General features: G+C 72.6%; 20 protein-coding genes. 19 read left to right on the top strand and 1 reads right to left on the bottom strand.

The annotated features are described in order from the left end of the window. The first annotated feature begins 57 nt into the window (after positions 1–57). The 16 genes from SNA_RS16450 to SNA_RS16380 all read left to right on the top strand — a co-directional run bounded on the left by SNA_RS16450 (position 58) and on the right by SNA_RS16380 (position 15,261). Entirely contained in the window at positions 58–1,842 is a 1,785-nt protein-coding gene (locus SNA_RS16450; protein ID WP_030073230.1) for a nickel-dependent hydrogenase large subunit, read from the top strand. Then, on the top strand, positions 1,839–2,384 hold the full coding sequence (locus SNA_RS16445) for a NifU family protein (protein ID WP_044365618.1): 546 nt from the start codon (positions 1,839–1,841) through the stop codon (positions 2,382–2,384). The genes SNA_RS16450 and SNA_RS16445 overlap by 4 nt, the downstream gene beginning before the upstream one ends. Beyond that, on the top strand, positions 2,381–3,046 hold the full coding sequence (locus SNA_RS16440) for a DUF5947 family protein (protein WP_037794494.1): 666 nt from the start codon (positions 2,381–2,383) through the stop codon (positions 3,044–3,046). Before SNA_RS16445 ends, SNA_RS16440 begins: the two co-directional genes overlap by 4 nt. After that, entirely contained in the window at positions 3,043–3,792 is a 750-nt protein-coding gene (locus tag SNA_RS16435; RefSeq protein WP_078969952.1) for a DUF6084 family protein, read from the top strand. The genes SNA_RS16440 and SNA_RS16435 overlap by 4 nt, the downstream gene beginning before the upstream one ends. Then, positions 3,789–5,204 (top strand): hypothetical protein, encoded by a 1,416-nt coding sequence (locus tag SNA_RS16430; protein WP_030073226.1) that lies wholly within the window; start codon positions 3,789–3,791, stop codon positions 5,202–5,204. The genes SNA_RS16435 and SNA_RS16430 overlap by 4 nt, the downstream gene beginning before the upstream one ends. Positions 5,205–5,268: 64 nt before the next feature. Next, complete coding sequence (locus SNA_RS16425) at positions 5,269–5,814, top strand: hydrogenase maturation protease (RefSeq protein ID WP_044365854.1); 546 nt, start codon at positions 5,269–5,271, stop codon at positions 5,812–5,814. 14 nt (positions 5,815–5,828) lie between these two features. Beyond that, complete coding sequence (locus SNA_RS45190) at positions 5,829–5,930, top strand: DUF6893 family small protein (protein WP_420823484.1); 102 nt, start codon at positions 5,829–5,831, stop codon at positions 5,928–5,930. Between the two features lie 143 nt (positions 5,931–6,073). Continuing rightward, positions 6,074–6,454, top strand: a complete 381-nt coding sequence (gene hypA, locus SNA_RS16420) for a hydrogenase maturation nickel metallochaperone HypA (RefSeq protein WP_030071473.1) — start codon at positions 6,074–6,076, stop codon at positions 6,452–6,454. A gap of 4 nt (positions 6,455–6,458) precedes the next feature. After that, a complete protein-coding gene (gene hypB, locus SNA_RS16415; protein WP_030071472.1) occupies positions 6,459–7,208 on the top strand; it encodes a hydrogenase nickel incorporation protein HypB in 750 nt (249 codons plus the stop codon). Beyond that, positions 7,205–9,592 (top strand): carbamoyltransferase HypF, encoded by a 2,388-nt coding sequence (hypF, locus tag SNA_RS16410; protein WP_044365617.1) that lies wholly within the window; start codon positions 7,205–7,207, stop codon positions 9,590–9,592. The genes hypB and hypF overlap by 4 nt, the downstream gene beginning before the upstream one ends. A 163-nt stretch (positions 9,593–9,755) precedes the next feature. Then, on the top strand, positions 9,756–10,079 hold the full coding sequence (locus SNA_RS16405) for a HypC/HybG/HupF family hydrogenase formation chaperone (RefSeq protein ID WP_030071468.1): 324 nt from the start codon (positions 9,756–9,758) through the stop codon (positions 10,077–10,079). After that, positions 10,076–11,200 carry a hydrogenase formation protein HypD gene (hypD, locus tag SNA_RS16400; protein ID WP_030071465.1) on the top strand — a complete coding sequence of 375 codons (1,125 nt, stop codon included), beginning with the start codon at positions 10,076–10,078 and terminating at the stop codon, positions 11,198–11,200. Before SNA_RS16405 ends, hypD begins: the two co-directional genes overlap by 4 nt. Then, positions 11,193–12,254, top strand: a complete 1,062-nt coding sequence (gene hypE, locus SNA_RS16395) for a hydrogenase expression/formation protein HypE (protein ID WP_030071464.1) — start codon at positions 11,193–11,195, stop codon at positions 12,252–12,254. The genes hypD and hypE overlap by 8 nt, the downstream gene beginning before the upstream one ends. Before the next feature lie 257 nt (positions 12,255–12,511). Next, complete coding sequence (locus SNA_RS16390) at positions 12,512–13,567, top strand: AraC family transcriptional regulator (protein WP_044365616.1); 1,056 nt, start codon at positions 12,512–12,514, stop codon at positions 13,565–13,567. A gap of 107 nt (positions 13,568–13,674) precedes the next feature. Beyond that, on the top strand, positions 13,675–14,844 hold the full coding sequence (locus SNA_RS16385; protein ID WP_044365615.1) for a lipase family protein: 1,170 nt from the start codon (positions 13,675–13,677) through the stop codon (positions 14,842–14,844). 144 nt (positions 14,845–14,988) lie between these two features. Next, on the top strand, positions 14,989–15,261 hold the full coding sequence (locus tag SNA_RS16380; RefSeq protein ID WP_157879944.1) for an acyl-CoA carboxylase epsilon subunit: 273 nt from the start codon (positions 14,989–14,991) through the stop codon (positions 15,259–15,261). An 86-nt stretch (positions 15,262–15,347) separates the two neighbouring features. Here the strand turns inward: SNA_RS16380 and SNA_RS16375 are convergent, their stop codons facing one another. Further along, on the bottom strand, positions 15,348–17,588 hold the full coding sequence (locus SNA_RS16375) for a HelD family protein (RefSeq protein WP_044365613.1): 2,241 nt from the start codon (positions 17,586–17,588) through the stop codon (positions 15,348–15,350). A 340-nt stretch (positions 17,589–17,928) separates the two neighbouring features. Between SNA_RS16375 and SNA_RS16370 the strand changes: the two genes are divergently transcribed. From SNA_RS16370 to SNA_RS16360, 3 genes are all read left to right on the top strand, one after another. Then, entirely contained in the window at positions 17,929–19,476 is a 1,548-nt protein-coding gene (locus tag SNA_RS16370) for an APC family permease (protein ID WP_078969975.1), read from the top strand. 250 nt (positions 19,477–19,726) lie between these two features. Next, positions 19,727–20,557: a PP2C family protein-serine/threonine phosphatase gene (locus SNA_RS16365; RefSeq protein ID WP_044365611.1), complete on the top strand. Its 831-nt coding sequence runs from the start codon at positions 19,727–19,729 to the stop codon at positions 20,555–20,557. A gap of 63 nt (positions 20,558–20,620) precedes the next feature. Then, positions 20,621–21,604, top strand: a complete 984-nt coding sequence (locus SNA_RS16360; protein WP_030071440.1) for an MASE1 domain-containing protein — start codon at positions 20,621–20,623, stop codon at positions 21,602–21,604. Positions 21,605–21,606: the final 2 nt, after the last annotated feature.

Here is a 21,606-nt window from a genome sequence, read left to right as displayed (position 1 = left end):
GGGCCCCCTCCCGTCAGACCCCCCTCCCGCGCGCTACAGAAGGGCACGGCACACACGATGGCACCGAAGACGAAGGCGGCCGGTGACGGCAGCGGTCTGACGGAGATGTCCTGGGATCCGATCACCCGGATCGTGGGCAGCCTCGGCATCCACACCAAGATCGACTTCAAGCAGAAGCGGGTGGCGGAGTGCTACAGCACCTCGTCCGTCTTCCGCGGCTACAGCGTCTTCATGCGCGGCAAGGACCCGCGCGACGCCCATTTCATCACCAGCCGGATCTGCGGAATCTGCGGCGACAACCACGCCACCTGCTCGGTCTACACCCAGAACATGGCTTACGGGGTCAAGCCGCCGCACCTGGGCGAGTGGATCATCAACCTCGGCGAGTCCGCGGAGTTCATGTTCGACCACAACATCTTCCAGGAGAACCTGGTCGGGGTGGACTACTGCGAGAAGATGGTCCGCGAGACCAATCCGGGGGTGTGGGAGCTCGCCCAGCGCACGGAGGCCCCGCACGCCGGCGACCACGGCTATCGCACCATCGCCGACATCATGACCTCCCTCAATCCCATCGAGGGCGAGTTCTACCGCGAGGCGCTCCAGGTCAGCCGCTACACCCGCGAGATGTTCTGCCTGATGGAGGGCCGCCATGTGCACCCCTCCACGCTCTACCCGGGCGGCGTCGGCACCATCGCCAGCGTCCAGCTGTTCACCGACTACATGAGCCGGCTGATGCGCTATGTGGAATTCATGAAGCGCGTCGTACCGCTCCACGACGACCTCTTCGACTTCTTCTACGAGGCGCTGCCCGGCTACGAACAGGTCGGTCAGCGGCGGGTGCTGCTCGGCTGCTGGGGCGCCCTCAACGACCCCGAGCACTGCGACTTCACCTACCGCAACATGAGCAGCTGGGGCCGGAAGATGTTCGTCACCCCGGGCATCATCGTCGACGGCAAACTGGTCACCAACGACCTCACCCAGATCAACCTCGGCATCCGGATCCTGCTCGGCAGCTCCTACTACCAGGACTGGGAAGGCCAGGAGCAGTTCGTCACCCACGACCCGCTCGGCAACCCCGTCGACCCCCGTCACCCCTGGAACCAGCACACCATCCCCGCTCCGCAGAAGCGGGACTTCAACGACAAGTACAGCTGGGTGATGTCGCCGCGCTGGTTCGACGGCAAGGAGCATCTGGCGCTGGACACCGGCGGCGGCCCGCTCGCGCGGCTGTGGTCCACCGCCCTGTCCGGACTCGTCGACGCCCCGTACGTCAAGGCCACCGGCCACAGCGTCGTGATCGACCTGCCGCGCAGCATGACCAAGCCCGAGACCCGCTTCGAATGGAAGATCCCGAAGTGGAGCAATGCGCTGGAGCGCAACCGCGCCCGGACCTACTTCCAGGCGTATATGGCCGCCATGGCGCTGCACTTCGCGGAGCAGGGCCTGGAGGAGGTCCGCGCCGGACGCACCCAGACCTGGGAGAAGTTCGAGGTCCCGGACGAGTCCATCGGCTGCGGATTCACCGAGGCCGTCCGCGGGGTGCTCTCGCACCACATGGTCATCCGCGACGGCAAGATCGCCAACTACCACCCCTATCCGCCAACCCCCTGGAACGCCAGCACCCGCGACACCTACGGCACCCCGGGCCCGTACGAGGACGCCGTCCAGAACACCCCCATCTTCGAGGAGAACTCGCCGGAGAACTTCAAGGGCATCGACATCATGCGCGCCGTGCGCAGCTTCGACCCGTGTCTGCCCTGCGGGGTGCATATGTACGTCGGTAACGGCAGGTCCGTGGAGAAGATGCATGTGCCCACCGGTCTGAGCGGACTGGCCGGATGAGCGCCCCGGCCACCGCGCCGGCACCGGACGCCGAGACGACCGGCCGGCGCGTCGAGGAGATCCTGGACCGGCTCGCGGCGGGCGGCGACGACAAGGCCGCCGCTGCCGCGGAGGAACTCGTCCGCGCCCTGATGGACTTCTACGGCGCCGGGCTCGCCCGGATGATGCACCTGATCGGCAAGGGCACACCGCCGGCCCTGCTCGGCGACGCGATGGTGGCCTCGCTGCTGATGCTGCACGATCTGCACCCCGAGGACGTCACCACCCGCATCGGCCGTGCCCTGGACAGCGTCCGGGCGCAGCATCCCGTCGAGATGACCGGCTTCGACGCGGACAGCGGGGCACTGCGCCTGCGCTCCGCGGCTGCGGGTGGCTGCGGCTGCCCGAGCACGGCGCAGACCGCCCAGCAGGCCGTCGAGCAGGCGCTGTCCTGTTTCGCGCCCGAGGTGACCTCGGTGCGGCTGGAGCAGGCCGCGGCCGCACCGGAGCCGGCGCTGCTCCAGATCTCCCGCCGCCCGCCGACCGCCGCCACGGCCTCGTGAGCGCCCGGCCCACCGCGCCCGCGCGCCCCGTCCCGCCCGACGCCCGGGGCCTGCACAGATTCCGCGTACCGCAAGCACCCGCCCCCGAACGCTGCGAACTGTGCGGCGCGCTGCTCGCCGACCACGACCACCGCCACCTCGTCGACACCAAACGCCGCGCCCTGGCATGCGCCTGCACCCCCTGTGCCCTGCTCTTCGAGCGGCCCGGCGCGGGCGCCGGGCAGTTCCGTACCGTCCCGGACCGCTATCTCACCGATCCGGACCACACCCTCGACGCCGCGACCTGGGACCTCCTCCAGATCCCCGTCGGCGTCGCCTTCTTCTTGAAGAACACCGACCTCGACCGTCTGGTTGCGCTCTACCCCAGCCCGGCCGGCGCCACCGAGAGCGAACTCGACCCCGGCACCTGGCAGACCGTCCTGGGAACCACGACCCTGGCCCGCCTCCTCGAACCCGATGTGGAGGCTCTGCTGGTGCGCCGCGCGGAGGGCCGGATCGACTGCTTTCTCGTGCCCGTCGACATCTGCTACGAACTCGTCGGCCGGATGCGGCTGCTGTGGCAGGGCTTCGACGGCGGCTCCGAGGCCCGCGCCGCCCTCGACGACTTCTTCGGGCGGGTCGCCGTCCGCGCCCGCGCCCCCAGGGAGGACGACCGCCCGTGACCGACCTCTCCTTCGTCTGCACGGGCGTCCGCTCCGATCCGTACGCCGCCGGGCCCACCCTCCTGTTCCGGCTGCGCATCACCGCCACCGGAGTGGAGCGCGTGCACGCCATCGCGCTGCGCTGCCAGATCCGCATCGAACCCGCTCGCCGCGGTTACGGCCAGGACGAGGGCGCGGCGCTGACCGACCTCTTCGGCACACGCGACCGCTGGGGCAGCAGCCTCAACCCCCTCCAGTTCGCCCAGGTTTCCGTCGTCGTCCCCGGCTTCACCGGCGAGACCGAGGTGGACCTGCCCGTCCCGTGCACCGGCGACCTGGACATCGCCGCCACCCGGTACTTCCACGCACTGGAGGACGGCGAGGCGCCGCTGCGCCTGCTGTTCTCCGGGACGGTGTTCGCCGGACCCGCGGGCTTCCACGTCACACCGGTGCCCTGGGACAAGGAGGCCCAGCTGCGGATGCCGGTCGCCGTCTGGCGGGAGATGACCGAAACGCACTTTCCCGGCTGCGGCTGGCTGCGGCTCCCGCGCGAGACCCTCGATGCGCTGCTCGCCTTCCGGTCGCGCCGCGCCCTGCCGTCCTGGGAGGCGGCCGTCGAGGCGCTGCTCGCCGAGGCCCGCCGCGGCGAACCGCCCCCGCCGCCCCGCCCGTTCGCCCGCCCCGCCACCACGAGTCCCGGCCCCGGCACCGCGGCCCGCGACGCCACCGCTCCCGACCCGACCGTCCCCGAGAGGACCGCACCATGACCACCAGCGTCCTGCCCGACACCCTGGCGGCCTCCTTCGCCGCGGCCCGCCGGGTGGCCGACGCGGTGCTCTTCGAAGGCTATGTGCTCTATCCCTACCGCGCCTCCTCGGCCAAGAACCGGCTGCGCTGGCAGTTCGGCGTCCTGGTCCCGCCCGCCTGGGCCACGGCCGGCGGCGAACACTCCCACCAGCGCACCGAATGCCTGATGGAGCCGCGCTCCGGCGCCCGCCTCTCGGCCGAACTGCGGTTCCTGCGGGCCCAGCGCCGCACCGTCCAGCGCCTGCTGCCCGACGGCACCTTCGCCACCACCGACGAACTTGCCCTGCCCGACCGGCTCCTGGTCCCCTGGGACGAGGGCGTCGAGGAACGCCTCACCTGCGTCATCGACCTCCCCGCACTCCTCGCCGGCCACGTTCTGCCCCTCTCCCTCCCCGCCGGCGAGGACACCGAGGACGTCCATGACGCGGACGGCCGGCAGATCGGCCGGCTGGTGCGCCGCCGCGCGCCGATCGAGGGGCGGCTACGGCTCGCGGCCACCGAACTCGACGGCCCCTACCGCGTGCTGCGGCTGACCGCCACCGTCGAGAACACCAGCACCTGGACCCCCGACGGCCCCGCCGACCGCACGGCCGCGCTGCCCCGCGCCCTGGTGGCCGCCCACCTCCTCCTCGGCCTCGACGCCGGCTCCTTCCTGTCCATGACCGATCCGCCCGAGTGGGCCCGCCCCGCCGTCGCCGACTGCCGCAACGAGCACACCTGGCCCGTACTGGCCGGCGAACCGGGCCACCGCGACGTGGTCCTCTCGTCCCCGATCATCCTGGAGGACCACCCCGCCCTCGCACCCGAAAGCCCCGGCCCGCTCTACGACTCCCTGGAGATCGACGAGATCCTCACCCTGCGCACCGCCGCCCTCACCGACCAGGAGAAACGCGAGGCCCGCGGCACCGATGCGCGCGCCGCCGAGGTCATCGACCTCGCCGACACGATGCCGCCCGAGGTCCTGGAACGGCTGCACGGCGCCGTCCGGGCCCTGCGCGAGGTCACCGGGGAAGGCCCGGCCACACCCGACGACACGCACCCCGACGTACCCCGGCTGCGCCCCGAAACGCCCTGGTGGGACCCCGAGAGCGACCGCAGCGTCGACCCCGTACGCGACCGCATCACCCTCGACGGCCGCTCGGTCGGAGCCGGGAGCCGGGTACGGCTGCGCCCCGGAAAGCGCCGCACCGACGCCCAGGACCTGTTCCTGCACGGCCGCACCGCACACGTCGAGGCCGTGCTGCACGACGTGGACGGCGGGGTGCATCTCGCGGTGACCGTCGACGGGGACCCCGGCGCCGACATCCGCCGCGAGCAGGGCCGGTTCCTGTATTTCCAGCCCGACGAGATCACCCCCCTGGAGGACGCGTGAGCGAGCGAACAATCCGGAGGTGCGCGCCTCGCGAATGCGAGGCCGAGCCAAGCGGGTTCTCGGCATGAGCCCCGATGCCCCTCCCAGGACGCTGATCGCCGGCGTCGGCAACATCTTCCTCGGGGACGACGGCTTCGGCATCGAAGCAGTCCGCCGGCTGTCCGCACACCCCCTGCCCGAGCATGTCGAGATCGTGGACGCCGGCATCCGCGGGGTGCATCTGGCCTACCAGATGCTCGACGGCTACCACACGGTGCTCCTGGTGGACGCCACGGCCCGCGGTGGCGCACCCGGCACCGTCTACCTCCTCGACGCCACCGACCCCGCCCCCGCCCCTGCCGCCCCGCACCCCGCCGCGATGGACGCCCACCACATGACCCCCGACAGCGTGCTCGCGCTGCTCGACACGCTCAGCGCCGGCACCGGCAGCAGCCGCCCGCAGCGCGTCCTGGTCGTCGGCTGCGAACCGGCCGACGTCGAGGAGCGCATGGGGCTGAGCGAGCCGGTCGCCGCCGCCGTCGACGAGGCCGTCGAACTGGTCCTGCGGCTGGTCGGCGGGGCGGAACCGGCCGCGGCCGACACCCCGCCCACCAGCGCCACCCACCACTGAGAGGAACCCGCACCATGCGCAAACTCGTCCTCGGCGCCGTCCTCGCCGCCGCGTTCGCCGCCGTCCTGTCCCAGCTGCCCGACCTCAAGCGCTATCTGCGCATGCGGACCATGTGACGGCCCCGCCCCGGGCGGCGGACCCGCTGCACCGAACGGCGGACGCCACCGGCCCGCCCCGGCGAGGCACCCCGGCCGCCCGGCGGCCGCGCCGTCTAATGGGCCGCGCCGCACCCCCCGCGTCCCCCACCGGAGAGAAACCGATGCACGAGATGTCCCTCGCGCTGGCGGTCGTGGACCAGATCGACGGCGCGGCCCGGTTCGAACGGGCCACCGCGGTCAGCAGCGTCCGCCTCCAGGTCGGCGAACTGGCCGGAGTGGTCCCCGACGCCCTCGCCTTCTCCTTCGAACTCGCCTGCGCGGAAACGGTGCTGGAGGGTGCGGAGCTGATCATCGAACAGGTCGCCGCCCGCGCCCGCTGCCGCCCCTGCACCCGCACCTGGGAGACGGGCATGCCGCCGCGGCTGACCTGCCCCGGGTGCGGAGGGGCCGACACCGAGCTGCTGTCCGGCCGCGAACTCCAGATCGTCAGCGTCAGCTGGCACGACGCCCCGCGGCCGCAACCGACCCACCAGGAGCGCTGACACCATGTGCCGAGTCGTCGATCTGCAACAGGCCGTCCTCGCCAAGAACGACGCCTGCGCCCGTCTGCTGCGCGAGGACCTGGCGGCCCGGGGCACCGCGGTCGTCAATCTGCTCTCCAGCCCCGGCAGCGGCAAGACCGCCCTGCTGGAACGCGAACTGACCCTCGCCCGGCGGCGCGGCATCCCCGTCGCGGCGCTCACCGCCGACCTCGCCACCGAGAACGACGCCACCCGCCTGGCCCGCTCCGGAGCGCCCGTCAAACAGGTCCTCACCGACGGGCTGTGCCATCTGGAGGCGGGGATGCTCGGCGGGCACCTCGACGGCTGGCTTCCCCAGGAGACCCGGCTGCTGTTCATCGAGAACGTCGGAAACCTGGTCTGCCCGGCCTCCTACGACCTCGGCGAGACCCTGCGGGTGGTTCTCGCCTCGGTCACCGAAGGCGAGGACAAACCGCTCAAGTACCCCACCGCCTTCGGGCTGGCCCATCTGGTCGTGGTGACCAAAACCGATATCGCCGCGGCCGTCGGATTCGACGAGGCCGCCTTCCGCGCGCACGTCGAACAGATCAACCCCGGCGTGGAGATCGTATGCACCTCGGCCCGGCGCGGCGAGGGCGACGGCGCCCTGCTGGACCGCGCGCTCGCCGCCCTCGACGGCGCCCCCGTGCATGTCCCGGTGATGACCCAGCAGCACTCCCACCCCGAGCCCGCCTCCGTGCTCGACCCCAACTCGCTGGTGCAGAGCCAGTCATGACGGTACGGCAGGCCGATGCCGCGGCGACGGAGGCCGTCCCCGCGCCGTCCGCCCCCGCGCAGACGGCCGCCGTACGGTGCCGGATCGCCGTGCGCGGGGTCGTCCAGGGCGTGGGATTCCGGCCGTTCGTCCACGCCCTCGCCACCGAACTCGGCCTGACCGGACAGGTGACCAACACCCCCGACGGCGTCGTCGCCGAGGCCGAGGGCCCGCCCGCCGCCGTCGCCCGCTTCGCCGCACGCATCCGCGAGGACGCGCCCCCGCTCGCCATGGTGGAGAGCGCCGACGTCCTCGACATCCCCGTCACCGGCGGCACCGGCTTCGCCATCCGCCCCTCCCGCACCGACGGCCCCTCCCGCACCCTGGTCGCCCCGGACGCCGCCACCTGCGACGCCTGCCTCGCCGAACTGCGCGACCCCGCGGACCGCCGCTACCGCCACCCCTTCCTCACCTGCACCCACTGCGGCCCCCGCTTCACCATCGTCACCGCGCTGCCCTACGACCGCGCCATGACGACCATGGCCCGCTTCCCCATGTGCCCCCGCTGCGCCCAGGAATACGCCGACCCCGCCGACCGCCGCTTCCACGCCCAGCCCATCGCCTGCCACGACTGCGGCCCCCGGCTCCGCCTGACCGGCGCGGACCCCCGCCCCGGCGACGACCCGCTCACCGCCACCCGCCGACTCCTCGCCGACGGCGCCGTCGTCGCCGTCAAGGGCCTCGGCGGCTACCACCTCGTCTGCGATGCGGCCGACGACGACGCCGTCGCCCGGCTGCGCCAACGCAAGGCCCGCGGTGACAAACCCTTTGCCGTGATGGCCCGTCAACTATCTGATGTGGAACGGCTGGTACACGTATCGGACGCCGAACGCGCCCTGCTCACCGGCCCCGCCCGGCCCATCGTCCTGCTGCGCCGCCGCCCCCCGCACGGCGCCGCCCCCCTCTCACCCGCCGTCGCCCCGGGCAGCCCCGACCTGGGCGTGATGCTTCCCTACACCCCCCTCCACCACTTGCTCCTCGGCCTGCCCGGCGATCCTCCAGGGCCCGGACTGCTCGTGATGACCAGCGGCAACACAGCCGGCGAGCCCATCGTCACCGACGACGACGAGGCCCTGCGCCGCCTGGCCCATCTGGCCGACGCCTGGCTCACCCACGACCGCCCCATCCAGGTCCCCTGCGACGACTCGGTCGTCCGCCTCTGCGACGGCGAGCCGCTGTTCGTACGGCGCTCCCGCGGCCATGCACCCTTCCCGGTGACCCTCCCTGTCCCCGTACGGCCCGCGCTCGCGACCGGCGGCGATCTGAAGAACGTGCTGTGCCTGGGGGAGGGGCGCAGGGCATGGCTGTCCGCCCACATCGGCGATATGGACGACCTGGCGACCCAGCAGGCGTTCCACCGGGCCGAGGAACATCTCGAAACGGTCACCGGCGTACGCCCCGAACTGCTCGCCGCCGACCGGCACCCCGGCTACCGCTCCACCCAATGGGCCCGACGGCACGCCGGAGAGCGGCAGGTGGTCCACGTCCAGCACCACCACGCCCATATCGCCGCCGCCATGGCCGAACACGGCCTCGACGGCAGCCGCCCGGTGATCGGCGTGGCCTTCGACGGCACCGGCTACGGGGACGACGGCGCGATCTGGGGCGGCGAGGTCCTGCTCGCCGACTACGACGGATACCGCCGCCTGGGGCATCTGCGCTACGTCCCGCTGCCCGGCGGCGATGCCACCGTCCGCCGCCCCTACCGGATGGCCCTGGCGCAGCTGCACGCCGCCGGACTCGATGCGGCCGCGGACCTGCCCCCGGTCGCGGCCTGCCCGCCCGACGAACGACGGCTCCTGCACCAACAGCTCCGGTGCGGTCTGAACTGCGTGCCCACCTCCAGCATGGGCCGCCTCTTCGACGCCGTCTCCTCCCTGGCCGGGGTGTGCCACCACGCCGGATACGAGGCCCAGGCCGCCCTCGCCCTGGAAGCGGCGGCCCTGACCGCCGCCGACGACGACCACGGCCCCGGCTACGCCTTCGCCCTCGATGCCGCCGACCCCGCCGCGCCCGCCGTCGCCGACCCCGCCCCCGTTCTCGCCGCCGTCCTCGCGGACCTGCGCGCAGGAGTGGCCCCGGCTCTGATCGCGGCCCGCTTCCACACCGCGGTCGCCGCCCTCGTCCACCGTTGGTGCCGGCTGGCCCGCGACCGCACGGGGCTGGACACCGTCGCCCTGACCGGCGGCGTCTTCGCCAACACCCTGCTGGCCACCACCACCGCCCGGCTGCTGCGCGCCGACGGCCTCACCGTCCTGCTGCACCGCCGCGTCCCGCCCAACGACGGGGGACTGGCCCTCGGCCAGCTCGTCATCGCCGCCCGCCGGGCCGACGGACCCGACTGAGAGCGGCAGGGGCCCTGCACGACGGCCGGACCCTGCACGGCCGCACCGAAGACCGAACGCATGGCAGACCGACGCATGACCGACCGACGCATGGCAGACCGCATGCACGACAGACCGTACGCATGAACGCACCCGCGACCGCACCCACGACGAGGAGAAACCCATGTGCCTGGCGGTACCCGGCAAGGTGGTGGAGATCGAGGAACGCGACGGCACCCGGATGGCCACCGTCGACTTCGGCGGCGTGGTCAAGGAGGTCTGCCTGGAGTACGTACCCGATCTCGCGGTGGGCGAGTACGCCATCGTCCACGTCGGCTTCGCACTCCAGCGCCTGGACGAGGAATCGGCCCGGCAGACCCTCGCCCTCTTCGAGGAACTCGGGCTGCTCCAGGAGGAGTTCGGCGACCCCTGGGAAGCGGCCGCCGCCGAGGCGGGCACGGTCCCCGGGCCCGCCGTGAAGGACGAAGCGCAGGAGGCGCAGCGGTGAAGTACATCGACGAGTTCCAGGACCCCGAACTGGCCCGGCGGCTGCTGGACGACATCCATGCCACGGCGACCCGGCCCTGGGCCCTGATGGAGGTCTGCGGCGGCCAGACCCATACCATCATCCGCCACGGAATCGATCAACTCCTCCCGGACAACGTGGAGTTGATCCACGGTCCCGGCTGCCCCGTCTGCGTCACCCCGCTCGAAGTCATCGACAAGGCCCTGGAGATCGCCGCCCGGCCCGACGTCATCTTCTGCTCCTTCGGGGACATGCTCCGCGTCCCCGGTACCGGCCGCGACCTGTTCCGCGTCCGCAGCGAGGGCGGCGACGTCCGCGTCGTCTACTCCCCGCTCGACGCCCTCAAGATCGCCCGGCAGAACCCCGACCGCGAGGTGGTGTTCTTCGGCATCGGCTTCGAAACCACCGCCCCGCCCAACGCCATGACGGTCTATCAGGCCCGCAGGCACCGCATCCCCAACTTCAGCCTGCTGGTCTCCCACGTCCGCGTGCCGCCCGCCATCGAAGCGATCATGACCTCGCCGAGCTGCCGCGTCCAGGCATTCCTCGCCGCCGGACATGTGTGCAGCGTCATGGGCATGGACGAATACCCCGCCCTCGCCGAACGCTTCCGCGTCCCCATCGTCGTCACCGGCTTCGAACCGCTCGACCTCCTCGAAGGCATCCGCCGCACCGTCCGCCAGCTCGAACGCGGTGAGCACACCGTCGACAACGCCTACCCGCGCGCCGTACGCGCCGGCGGTAACCCCGCCGCCCGCGCCATGCTCGACGACGTCTTCGAGGTCACCGACCGCGCCTGGCGCGGCATCGGCACCATCCCCGACAGCGGCTGGCGGCTGTCCGCCCGCTACCGTGACTTCGACGCCGAACACCGTTTCTCCGTCGAGAACATCGCCACCCGCGAACCCGCCGCCTGCCGCAGCGGCGAGGTCCTGCAAGGCCTGATCAAACCGCACGAGTGCGAGGCGTTCGGCACCACCTGCACTCCGCGCACCCCGCTCGGCGCCACCATGGTCTCCAGCGAAGGGGCCTGCGCCGCCTACTACCTCTACCGCCGACTCGGCGTCACCCCCACCAAGCTGGAGGCGAGCCCCGTTGCCTGAGCCCACCTTGGACATCACCGGCTGGACCTGCCCCGCCCCGCTGCGCGAGACGCCCCGCATCGTCATGGGGCACGGCGGAGGCGGCGCCCTGTCCGCCGAACTCGTCGAGCAGATCTTCGCCCCGGCCTTCGGCGGCGACATCCTCGCCCAGCTCGGCGACAGCGCCGCCCTCACCCTCGGCGGGCTGCGCCTGGCCTTCTCCACCGACTCCTACGTCGTACGCCCCCTGTTCTTCCCCGGCGGCAGCATCGGCGACCTCGCCGTCAACGGCACCGTCAACGACCTCGCCATGAGCGGTGCCCGCGCCGCCTACCTCTCCTGCGGCTTCATTCTCGAAGAGGGCATCGACATGCCCGTCCTGGCCCGCGTCGCCGAGGCCATGGGCGCGGCCGCCCGCGCCGCTCGCGTCGAAGTGGCCACCGGTGACACCAAGGTCGTCGAGGCCGGCCACGGTGACGGCATCTACCTCAACACCGCCGGTATCGGACTGATCCCGGCCGGCGTCGACCTGCGTCCCCAGCGCGTCGTCCCGGGCGATGTGGTCATCGTCAGCGGCGACATCGGCGTCCACGGCGTGGCGATCATGAGCGTCCGCGAAGGGCTCGAATTCGGCGTCGAGATCGAAAGCGACTGCGCGGCCCTCGGCGGCCTGGTCGAGACCATGCTCGCCGTCACGCCCGATCTGCACGCCCTGCGCGACCCCACCCGCGGCGGTCTGGCCGCCGCCCTCAACGAAATCGCCGCCGCCTCCGGCACCGGCATCGCCCTCCAGGAACGCGCCGTTCCCATCCCGCCCACCGTCGGCAACGCCTGCGCCATCCTCGGGCTCGACCCGATGTACGTCGCCAACGAAGGCAAGCTGATCGCCTTCGTCCCCCGCGCCCACGCCGACGCCGTACTGGACGCCATGCGCGCCCACCCCCTGGGCGCCGGCGCCGCGATCATCGGCGAAGCCGTCGAGGCCCACCCCGGCATGGTCGTCGCCCACACCTCGCTCGGCGGGACACGGGTGGTCGATCTGCCGGTGGGGGAGCAGCTGCCGCGGATCTGCTGAGGGGGCGTCATAAGACGCATGTCATAGGAAGCGTCATGGGAGCGCCGCCATCTGCCAGGGCCTGTCCGACCGTCGGGCAGGCCCTGGCCGCGGGTGACGGGAACGGTCACGCCCGCTGACCTGTCCGCTCACGGCGGCTACCGTGTCGGGCTATGAGCGAGCGCAGCGAACTCGTCATCAAAGGGTGCGCGCTGAGCCAACGCGAAGCCGAGCGAAGCGTGGGGGTGCCCCCGGTCGGAGACGGGGGGAGTTTCGGCATGAGCCGCCTGACGATCGCGATGCACTTTGTGCGGGCCGCGCTGAGCGGCGCCCGGCGCCGCGGTATCGACACCCTTCCCCTGCTCCAGACCGCCCGGATCCCGCCCCTCCTGCCGGCCGACGAGCGCGCCCGGGTCACCCCCGAACAGTTCACCCGGCTGATCAAGGCCCTGCACCACGCCACCGACGACGAGTTCCTGGGCCTGGGACCGTACCCCAGCCGCCGCGGCACCTTCGCGATGATGTGCCACGCCTGCCTGGGCTGCCACGACCTCGGCGCCGCCCTGGAGCGCGCGGCACGCTTCTACGCCCTCTTCCCCGGCGGACCCGAGATGGCCGTCACCTTACGCACCGGCCCGGACGGCGCCTCCGAGGCCGTCTTCTCCGTACGCAACGATCTGCGCCCCTACGACCACGGCCAGTTCCTCGCCGAATGCATCCTGATCATCTGGCACCGGCTCGCCGGCTGGCTGATCGGCCGGCGCATCCCGCTGCACTGGGCGCAGTTCGCCCACCGGGAGCCGCCCCATGCTGCCGAGTACGGCATGCTGTTCGGCTGCCCGGTGGAGTTCGGCGCCCGCCACACCGCGGCGGGCTGGGACCCGCACTGGCTGGCCGCGCCCGTCGTACGGGACGAGGCCGCGCTGACCGCGATGCTGCGGCGGGCGCCGGCCGATCTGCTCAGCCGGCGCGACTGGGGCACCACCGTCGCCGAACAGGTTCGGCGCACCCTCGACCGGGCCCTGCGCGCCCCCTCCCCGGCGCGGCTGCCGGAGGCCGCCGAGGTCGCGGCCCGGCTCGCGGTCAGTCCGGCGACGCTACGGCGACGGCTCCAGGCGGAGGGCACCTCGTACCGGCACCTGAAGGACGCCGTACGTCGCGACGCGGCCATCAGCGCGCTCACCGCCGGACACGAGCCGATCGCCGAACTCGCCGCCCGTATGGGCTTCTCGGAGGACACCGCCTTCCTCCGCGCCTTCCGTCGCTGGACGGGTACGACCCCCGGCGCCTTCCGCACGAACGGAGGAGCCACACACGGCACGGCCCCGCTGTGAGACACCGGGTCAACAAAGCTGAGCGTCCCGGTCAGCGCGCTCCTTACCCGCCAGTCAGTACGGTCGCCCCCAACCACCCTGGCACTGACGTCAGTTGGGAGACCCGTATGCACCGTCGCTCCAGCGCACTCACCGCCGTCGCCGCCCTGACCCTGGCGCTCGGCCTGTCCGGCAGCAGTACCGCCGCCGACCGCACGGCCGCCGACCACCAACCCGGCGACCTCGTCTCGTCGTCCCCCACCTCCTTCCACCCGCTGCCCGGCGAGCCGACCAACACCCGGGCCTGGCAGATCACTTACCGTTCCACCACCGCCAAGGGCACCCCCAACACCGTCTCCGGAACGGTCATCGTCCCCAAGGACGGACACACCGGCCCCCGCCCCCTGATCACCTACGCCGTCGGCACCGTCGGGCTCGCCGACTCGTGCGCGCCCTCGGCCGGCTTCCCCAAGGGCACCACCATGGAGGCCAATCTCATCCAGCAGCTCACCGCCCGCGGCTGGGCGGTCGCGGTCACCGACTACGAGGGCCTGGGCACGCCCGGCGACCACACCTACACCGTCGGACGCGCCGAAGGGCAGGCCGTCCTCGACGCCGCCCGCGCCGCCCAGCGGCTGCCCGAAGCGGCCGCCTCGGGCGTCACCCGGAACTCACCCGTCGGCATCATGGGCTACTCCCAGGGCGGCCAGGCCACCAGCTGGGCCGCCGAACTGCACCGCTCCTACGCACCCGAGCTCCGGGTCAAGGGCACCGCGACCGGCGGCGTGCCCGCCGACCTGCTGAAGGTCGCCGACCACAACAACGGCAACATCGGCGCCGGTCTGATCCTGATGGCCGCCGTCGGCCAGAACGCCGCCTTCCACGAACTGCACCTGGACTCCTACCTCAACGACAAGGGCCGCCACTACGTCGACTTCATGAAGAAGAACTGCGTGGCCGCGGACACCGTCGCCGGCCTCTTCAAGAAAATCTCCGACGTCACCGTCAGGAACCCGCTGGACGAGCTGGACTGGCGGGCGCGGCTGCGCGCCTCCGACCTCGGCACCCGCACCCCGGACGCCCCCGTGTACCTCTACCACGGCACCGCCGACGAGCTGATCCCGTACGGCGTCGGCAAGCAGCTCCGCGCCGACTGGTGCGCCAGGGGCGCCACCGTCCAGTGGACGTCCCTCCCGCTCGGCGAACACGTCCTCGGCGCGATCGTCGGCGCGACCCCGGCCGCCGACTGGCTCGCCGACCGTTTCGCGGACAAGCCGACCTCCGGCAACTGCGCCTGACCCGGCCCGGCGGCGGGGCGCACCCCGCTCTGTTCGCCCCGCCTCCGCTTGCCCCGCCCGCCCCGCCTCCCCGTTCCCCCGAATGGCCTACACGGACCCGGTCCCCGCACGACAGCGCCCGCCCACGCTCCTACCGTCGAGCCTGTGACCTGCATAGACACCGAACGCACAGCCGTGGACTCGGCGGCGGACGGCTCGGCAGACCCGGGCGGTCCGCCCGGGGTCGAGGTGCCGCTGCGGATCCACCGGGGACATGCCGAGCCCGAGGAGCTCGCGGCGCTCACCGTCATCCTGGGCGCCCATCTCGTCGGGCTCCGGCTCCGGGAGGAACACCGCCGACGCCGGGAGGCCGACCAGCAGCACATCGTCCGCGAACCGCCCTGCGCCTGCTGGTCGGGGTGCTGGTGCTGCGGCTGAGTGCTGGTGCTGCGGCTGAGCCGCCGTCCGCCCAGGGCCCGTCCGAAGGGGTCCTGGCCGGGCCCGCTCCTGACCCATCGGAGGCCCTAGCCGGGTGAGTCCGAAGTCCCCTCGTCCGTCAATCCTTCCAGCCCCGCAGGCAGCGCCCGGCGGTGGACCACGCCCAGCCGCTGCGTCGCCCGGGTGAGCGCGACATACAGATCGCTCGCCCCCAGCTCCTCCGGCGCCACCACGAGCACGGCGTCGAACTCCAGCCCCTTGGCCTGCCGGGGGTCGATCAGCACCACCGGACTGGTCAGATCCGGGGCGGCGCCGGTGGAGGCGGACGGAAGCGCGGCGGAGAGAGCGGTGTGCCAGGCGCGGGGGGCGATGACCGCCAAGCGGCCCTCCTCGTGGGCCTCGTGGGCGACGGCCTCGGCGACGGCGGCCGGCAGGTCGTCGGTGTGCCGGGCCCAGGGCCGTATGCCCGTCGAGCGGATCGACCGCGGCGGCTCGAAGGAGGGGTCCGCGGCGCGGGGCACCTCGGCCGCGATCTCCATGATCTCGGTCGGGGTGCGGTAGTTGACGCCGAGCCGGACGTGTTCCCAGCGGTCGCCGACGTACGGCCCCAGGGCCGTCTGCCAGGCGCCGCAGCCGCCCGGCTCCGCGGTCTGTGCCGGATCGCCGACCAGCGTCATCGAACGGGTCGGGCAGCGCCGCATCAGCAGCCGCCAGGCCATCGCGGACAGCTCCTGCGCCTCGTCCACGATGATGTGGCCGAACGCCCAGGTCCGGTCGGCCGCGGCGCGTTCGGCGGCGCTGCGGTGGTCGGCCTCCTCGTGCCGTTCGGCGAGCCGTTCCGCGTCGATCAGATCGTGCGCGGCCAGCACTTCCGAGTCCTCGTCGGCCTTGTCCTCGAACTCCTGGGTGCGCGAGCCGTAGGAGAGGTCGAGCACGCCCTGTGCGTAGGCGATCTGCTCCTGGCGCTCGGCCTCGGCGGCGGCGCGGGCCGCCGCATCGTCGTCGCCGAGGAGTTCGGCCGCCTCGTCCAGCAGCGGAACGTCCGCGGGCGTCCACGCCCCGCCGTCGCGGCGGATGGCCGCCGCCTCGTCCGGCGGCAGGTGGACGGGCTCGGCGAGGAAGTCGGCCACCAGCTGCCGCGGGGTGAGTGTCGGCCACAACTCCGCGATGACGGCGTGCAGTTCGGCGTTGGCGGCGATGGCCTTGCCGAGCTGGGCGATGTCGTCGGGGCCGAGCAGGTTCCCGCCGCCGTAGGGGTCCGCGCCGATGCGTTCGGCCAGCTGCTCCGTGAGGGCGTCGATGATGCGGAAGGCGAAGTGGGGGCGGGCGAGGTTGTGCGGCAGGCCGGTGGCGCGGGCCCGGCGCCGGGGCTCGTCCACCAGGTCCGCGTCCAGGACCAGATCGCCGTCGTCGTGCGGGACCACGATCGGCCCGTCCGGCAGGGTCTGCCGGTCCGCCACGAAGCGCGCCAGCGCATCCGCCATCGCCGCATCGCCCTTGACCCGGGCGGCCCCGGGCGTGTCGGTGCCGGTGGCGGTGACGCCCGGGAAGAGCTCGCCGGGCGTGGCGAGCAGCACACCGGTCTCACCGAGCGAGGGCAGCACCTCGCCGATGTAGCCGAGGAACGCCGGGTTGGGCCCGACGATCAGCACCGCGCGCCGGGCCAGCTGCTCGCGGTGGGCGTAGAGCAGATACGCGGCGCGGTGCAGGGCGACGACGGTCTTGCCGGTGCCGGGGCCGCCCTCCACGACGAGGACGCCGCGGTGCGGGGCGCGGATGATCCGGTCCTGGTCGGCCTGGATGGTCTGCACGATGTCGTGCATCCGGCCGGTGCGCGCGGCATCCAGCGCGGCCAGCAGAACGGCGTCCGCATCGCTGCCCTCGTGGCCGGTGCGTGCGGTGTCGGTGAGGTCGAGGATCTCGTCGTGCAGGGCGGTCACCCGGCGGCCCTCGGTGGTGAGATGGCGCCGGCGGCGCAGCCCCATCGGCGTGTGGCCGGTGGCGAGATAAAACGGCCGGGCGACCTCCGCGCGCCAGTCGATGACGAGCGGGGTACGGTCCGCGTCGTCGCGCCGGATTCCGATCCGGCCGATGTGGTGATCGGCGCCGTCACGGAATACCAGACGGCCGAAGCACAGGCCGTTCTCGCCGGCATTGAACGCGGCCAGAAGGCCGGACAGTTCGGCCACCAGCACATTGCGTTCCAGCCGCGCCTGATGCGTGGAACCCGCCGCCGGCAGGGCCTCACGGACCGCGGTTTCGGCGGCGTCCCGCAGTGCGGCGAGGTGATCGTGGACCAGGTCGAGGAATTCCTGCTCCGTGCGCAATTCCTCGGTCGGCGCGTTTGACAATTCGACTCCGCTCGGATACATTGACGCCATAAGGGTGATGAGTTGTCGTTGATTTCGGCCAAAGGCAAGCGCCCAATATACGCAGTGAAATACCCCGGCCGTCAATTCGGTTCGGGGATTTTTTGTGTCCCGCGCGGGCGGCGGCGCGGCGCCCCGCCGGCCCGAGGGCATACAGCGCGTCACGTAGGCTCCGACCTGCTGGAACAGGGATGCGAGGAGGCCGTTTTACGTGACGGAACGTCAGGTGTCAGACGGGGGAGAGCCGGACGGAGGCGAGGCGACCGGCGCGCCGGAGGTACAGGCGCAGGAGCGTCGGCTGCGACGGGAGCTGGGGTTCTGGGGGCTCACCGGGATCGGGTTCTCGAACATCGTGGGGTCCGGATGGCTGTTCGCCGCCATGTACGCGGCGCAGACCGCGGGCCCGGCATCGCTGCTGTCCTGGATCGGGGCGGGACTGCTGTGCACCCTGGTCGCCCTCGTCATGATCGAGCTGGGCGCCTCGCGGCCCGAGGGCGGCGGCACCGTCCGCTGGCCGCTGTACGCCAGCGGGCCGCTGGTCGGCACCGTCGTCGGCTGGTCGGTGCTGCTGTCCGTCGGCGGCACCGCGGCCGAGATCAGCGCCATCATGCAGTACGCCGCCCACTACCTCCCGTCCCTCTACAACGGCCACACCCTCACCGCCTCCGGACTGGCGGTGGCCGCCGGGCTGAGCGTCCTGCTGACCGTGCTGAACTGGTTCGCGGTCAAGCTGTTCGCCCAACTCAACAACCTCATCTCGGTGTTCAAGATCGTGGTGCCGGTGGTCACGGTCATCGCGCTGATCGCCTCGGGCTGGCACTCCGGGCGGCTGACGGACCACGGGGGCTTCGCCCCGTACGGCTATGTGGCCTGTCTGACCGCGCTGGCCGGCGGCGGCATCGTCTACTCCGTGAACGGCTTCCAGGCGCCGCTGGACTTCTCGGGGGAGACCCGCAACCCGCGCCGCACCATCCCGGCCGCGGTGCTCACCGGAATCGGCCTGGCGGTGGTGATGTACCTCGCCCTCCAGGTGGCCTATCTGTTCTCGGTGCCGGAGAGCCTGCTCGGCGGCGGCTGGAAGGGCGTCTCCTTCGACTCGCCGTTCGGGCAGCTGGCGATCATCCTCAATCTGCACTGGCTCTCCAGCCTGCTGTACGCCGACGCCGTCCTCTCGCCGGGCGGATCGGCCTACGTCGGCGTGGCGATCGACGCCCGGCACACCTATGCGCTCGCCAAGAACGGCACCATCCCGCGCTATTTCATGAAGGTGAACGAGCGGTTCGGGGTGCCGCGGCGGGCGCTGGCGGTCAACCTGGTGGTGATCGTGGTGTTTCTGCTGCCGTTCGGCGGCTGGCAGGACATCGTCAGCGTGATGGGCGACATGTACCTACTGATCTATGCGGCCTCGGCGGTCGCCGTCGCGGTGTTCCGGGCCGAGCCGGGCGGGCGGATGGCGGGCTGGGTGCCGGGGCTGCGCTACATCGCACCGGTCAGTTTCGTGGTGGCGACCGAGTTCGTGTACTGGTCGGGCTGGAGCGATCTGCGCCTCGCGCTGCCGCTGGTGCTCGCCGGGCTGCTGATCTTCGTGGCGATGCGCCGGACCGGACGGGGCGGGCGTCCGCTGCTCGCCGAACTGCGCACCGGGGCCTGGCTGGTGGTGTACCTCGTGGTGCTGACCGCGCTGTCCTGGCTGGGCACCTTCGAGGGCTCCGGACGGCTGCCCGCGCCGTACGACTCGCTCACCGTGGCGATCGTCGCGCTCGGGGTGTTCTTCTGGGCCGTACGCTCCGGCGTCGGCTACCGGACGGCGACCCGCCCCGCGGCTCCCACGGCCGCCGGGGCGTGACCGTACGGCCGGGGCGCCGGCCGCGCGGAAGGCGGCCCGCAGAAATATGATGAAGCCGGGGGTCGCGGATCCCGCCAGGTCAGGAGGCCGGTCAAGGACGCACCGCGCGGATCGCACCCCGTAGAGGCCCCTTGGGGCCTGTGTCGGAAGTCCCTCCCCCAGACTTCGTCCGGGAGGTGCCCCCAGCCCCGCGGGCGGACGGCGGGACTTCCGACACAGGCCCCAGCCCCGACGCACCTTGGAGCGGTCCATGCTTCGGCGTCGTCCCCCGCGGTCGGCGAGCGCCGACGATCTGCTGACCACCCTCGGCCGGCTCACCGCCCAGGCGCGGGAGGGGGCCGAGCGCCAGCAGGCCCGGGTGGAGCTGGCCGAGGCGCTCCAGCGCGAGATGCTGCCCGCCACTCTGCCGGAGGTACCGGGGCTGCGGGCCGCCGCCACCTATGCGCCCGCCCGCCACGGCCTGGACATCGGCGGCGACTGGTACGACGGCTTCCCGCTGCCCGACGGGTCGCTGGCCTTCTGTATCGGCGACGTACAGGGGCACGACGTCGAGGCGGCGGCGTTCATGGGCCAGATACGGATCGGGCTGCGGGCCGTCGCACCGCATGCCGCCGATCCGGGCGAGGTCCTCAGCCGCGCCAACGACCTGCTGCTCTCGGTGGCCGTCGGCCTCTTCGCCACCTGCACCTTTCTGCGGTTCGACCCGGCCACCTGGGAGCTGACCAGCGCCCGCGCCGGCCATGTGCCCGCGATCTGGGCCACCACCGACGGCCGCCACGGCGTCGTCGAGGACGAGGGCGGACTGCCGCTGGGCATCGTGCCGGGCGAGACCTACCCCGTCACCCGCCGCCGGCTCACCACGGCGGGGTCGTTCGTGCTGCTCACCGACGGCGTCGTCGAGGGCCCCTCGTTCGCGATCGAGACGGGGCTGGCGCAGGTGACCCGGCTGGTCGCCGATCGCGCGGGCGACGATCCGGCCGAGGTGGCCGCCGAGGTGATGAACATCGCCGAATGCACCGGCCACACCGACGACGCCGCGGTGATCGTGCTCAGCTTCGACGCGGCGGACAGGGCCGGGTGAAGCCCGCGGCGGGCGCGCGTGTCGCGGCCGGTGCGGGCAGGGCGGCGTTGTCTGATGGCTGCTGTGGTGCGCACCGAGGAACTCCGGCGGCCCGCTACCGCAGCCGTGACGATCGTGGCCCTCGCGGCCCTCTACTTCGGATCGGCGCGGATCGGGCTGCTGGAGCAGGTCGTGGTCGTCGACACCGTGGTCACGCCCCTGTGGCCGCCCACCGGCATCGCCCTGAGCAGTCTGCTCCTGCTGGGCCTGTGGACCTGGCCGGCCTTCGCCCTCGGCACCCTCGCCATCGTCGCCACGCTCAGCCCGCTCGACTTCGGCGTCCTGGGCATCATGGCGGGCAACACCCTGGCTCCCGTGTGCGCCTGCCTGATGCTGCGGCGCGTGGGTTTCCGCCCTGCCCTGGACCGGCTGCGCGACGGCGTCGCCCTGGTGCTGCTCGGGGCCTTCGCCGGGATGGTCATCAGCGCGACGTTCGGCAGCGGCACCCAGGTGCTCACCGGCCAGCTGCCGACCGGGGACTTCTGGCGGACCTGGGCGGCCTGGTGGGTCGGCGATGCGATGGGCGTTCTCGTCGTCACGCCGCTGGTGCTGGCCTTCCGGACGCTCCGCCGGCCGCGCGCCATCCCGCTCTACCGGTGGGCGGAGGCGACCACCCTGCTGGCCTGTACGGCCGCTCTCTCCGTCGCCGTGGTCAAGAGCCCGCTCTCGCTGCTGTTCCTGGTCTTTCCGCTGATCGTGGTGGCGGCGCTGCGCTTCCAGCTGGCCGGGGCGGCGCCGTGCGTGCTGGTGGTGTCCGTCGTGGCGATCAACGCGGCAATCCACCGTGCCGGGCCGTTCCAGGGCCAGAGCCTGCTGGAGGCCATGGTCAATCTCCAGGCCCTGAACGCCTCCGCGGCGCTCACCGCACTGCTGCTCTCCGCGATCATCACCGAGCAGCTCGCCATCCGGTACCGGGTCGAGCACGCCTGCGCGGAGCTGGCCGAAGTGGTGGACCGGCTCGCGCCGGGCGAGAGCCGGCGCCGCTGGCCGCCCGACGAGCGCCGCTGAGG

This window comes from Streptomyces natalensis ATCC 27448 (genome assembly GCF_000935125.1).
In the GTDB taxonomy this organism is placed as follows: domain Bacteria; phylum Actinomycetota; class Actinomycetes; order Streptomycetales; family Streptomycetaceae; genus Streptomyces; species Streptomyces natalensis.
This window is presented reverse-complemented; position numbering and strand designations above follow the sequence as displayed.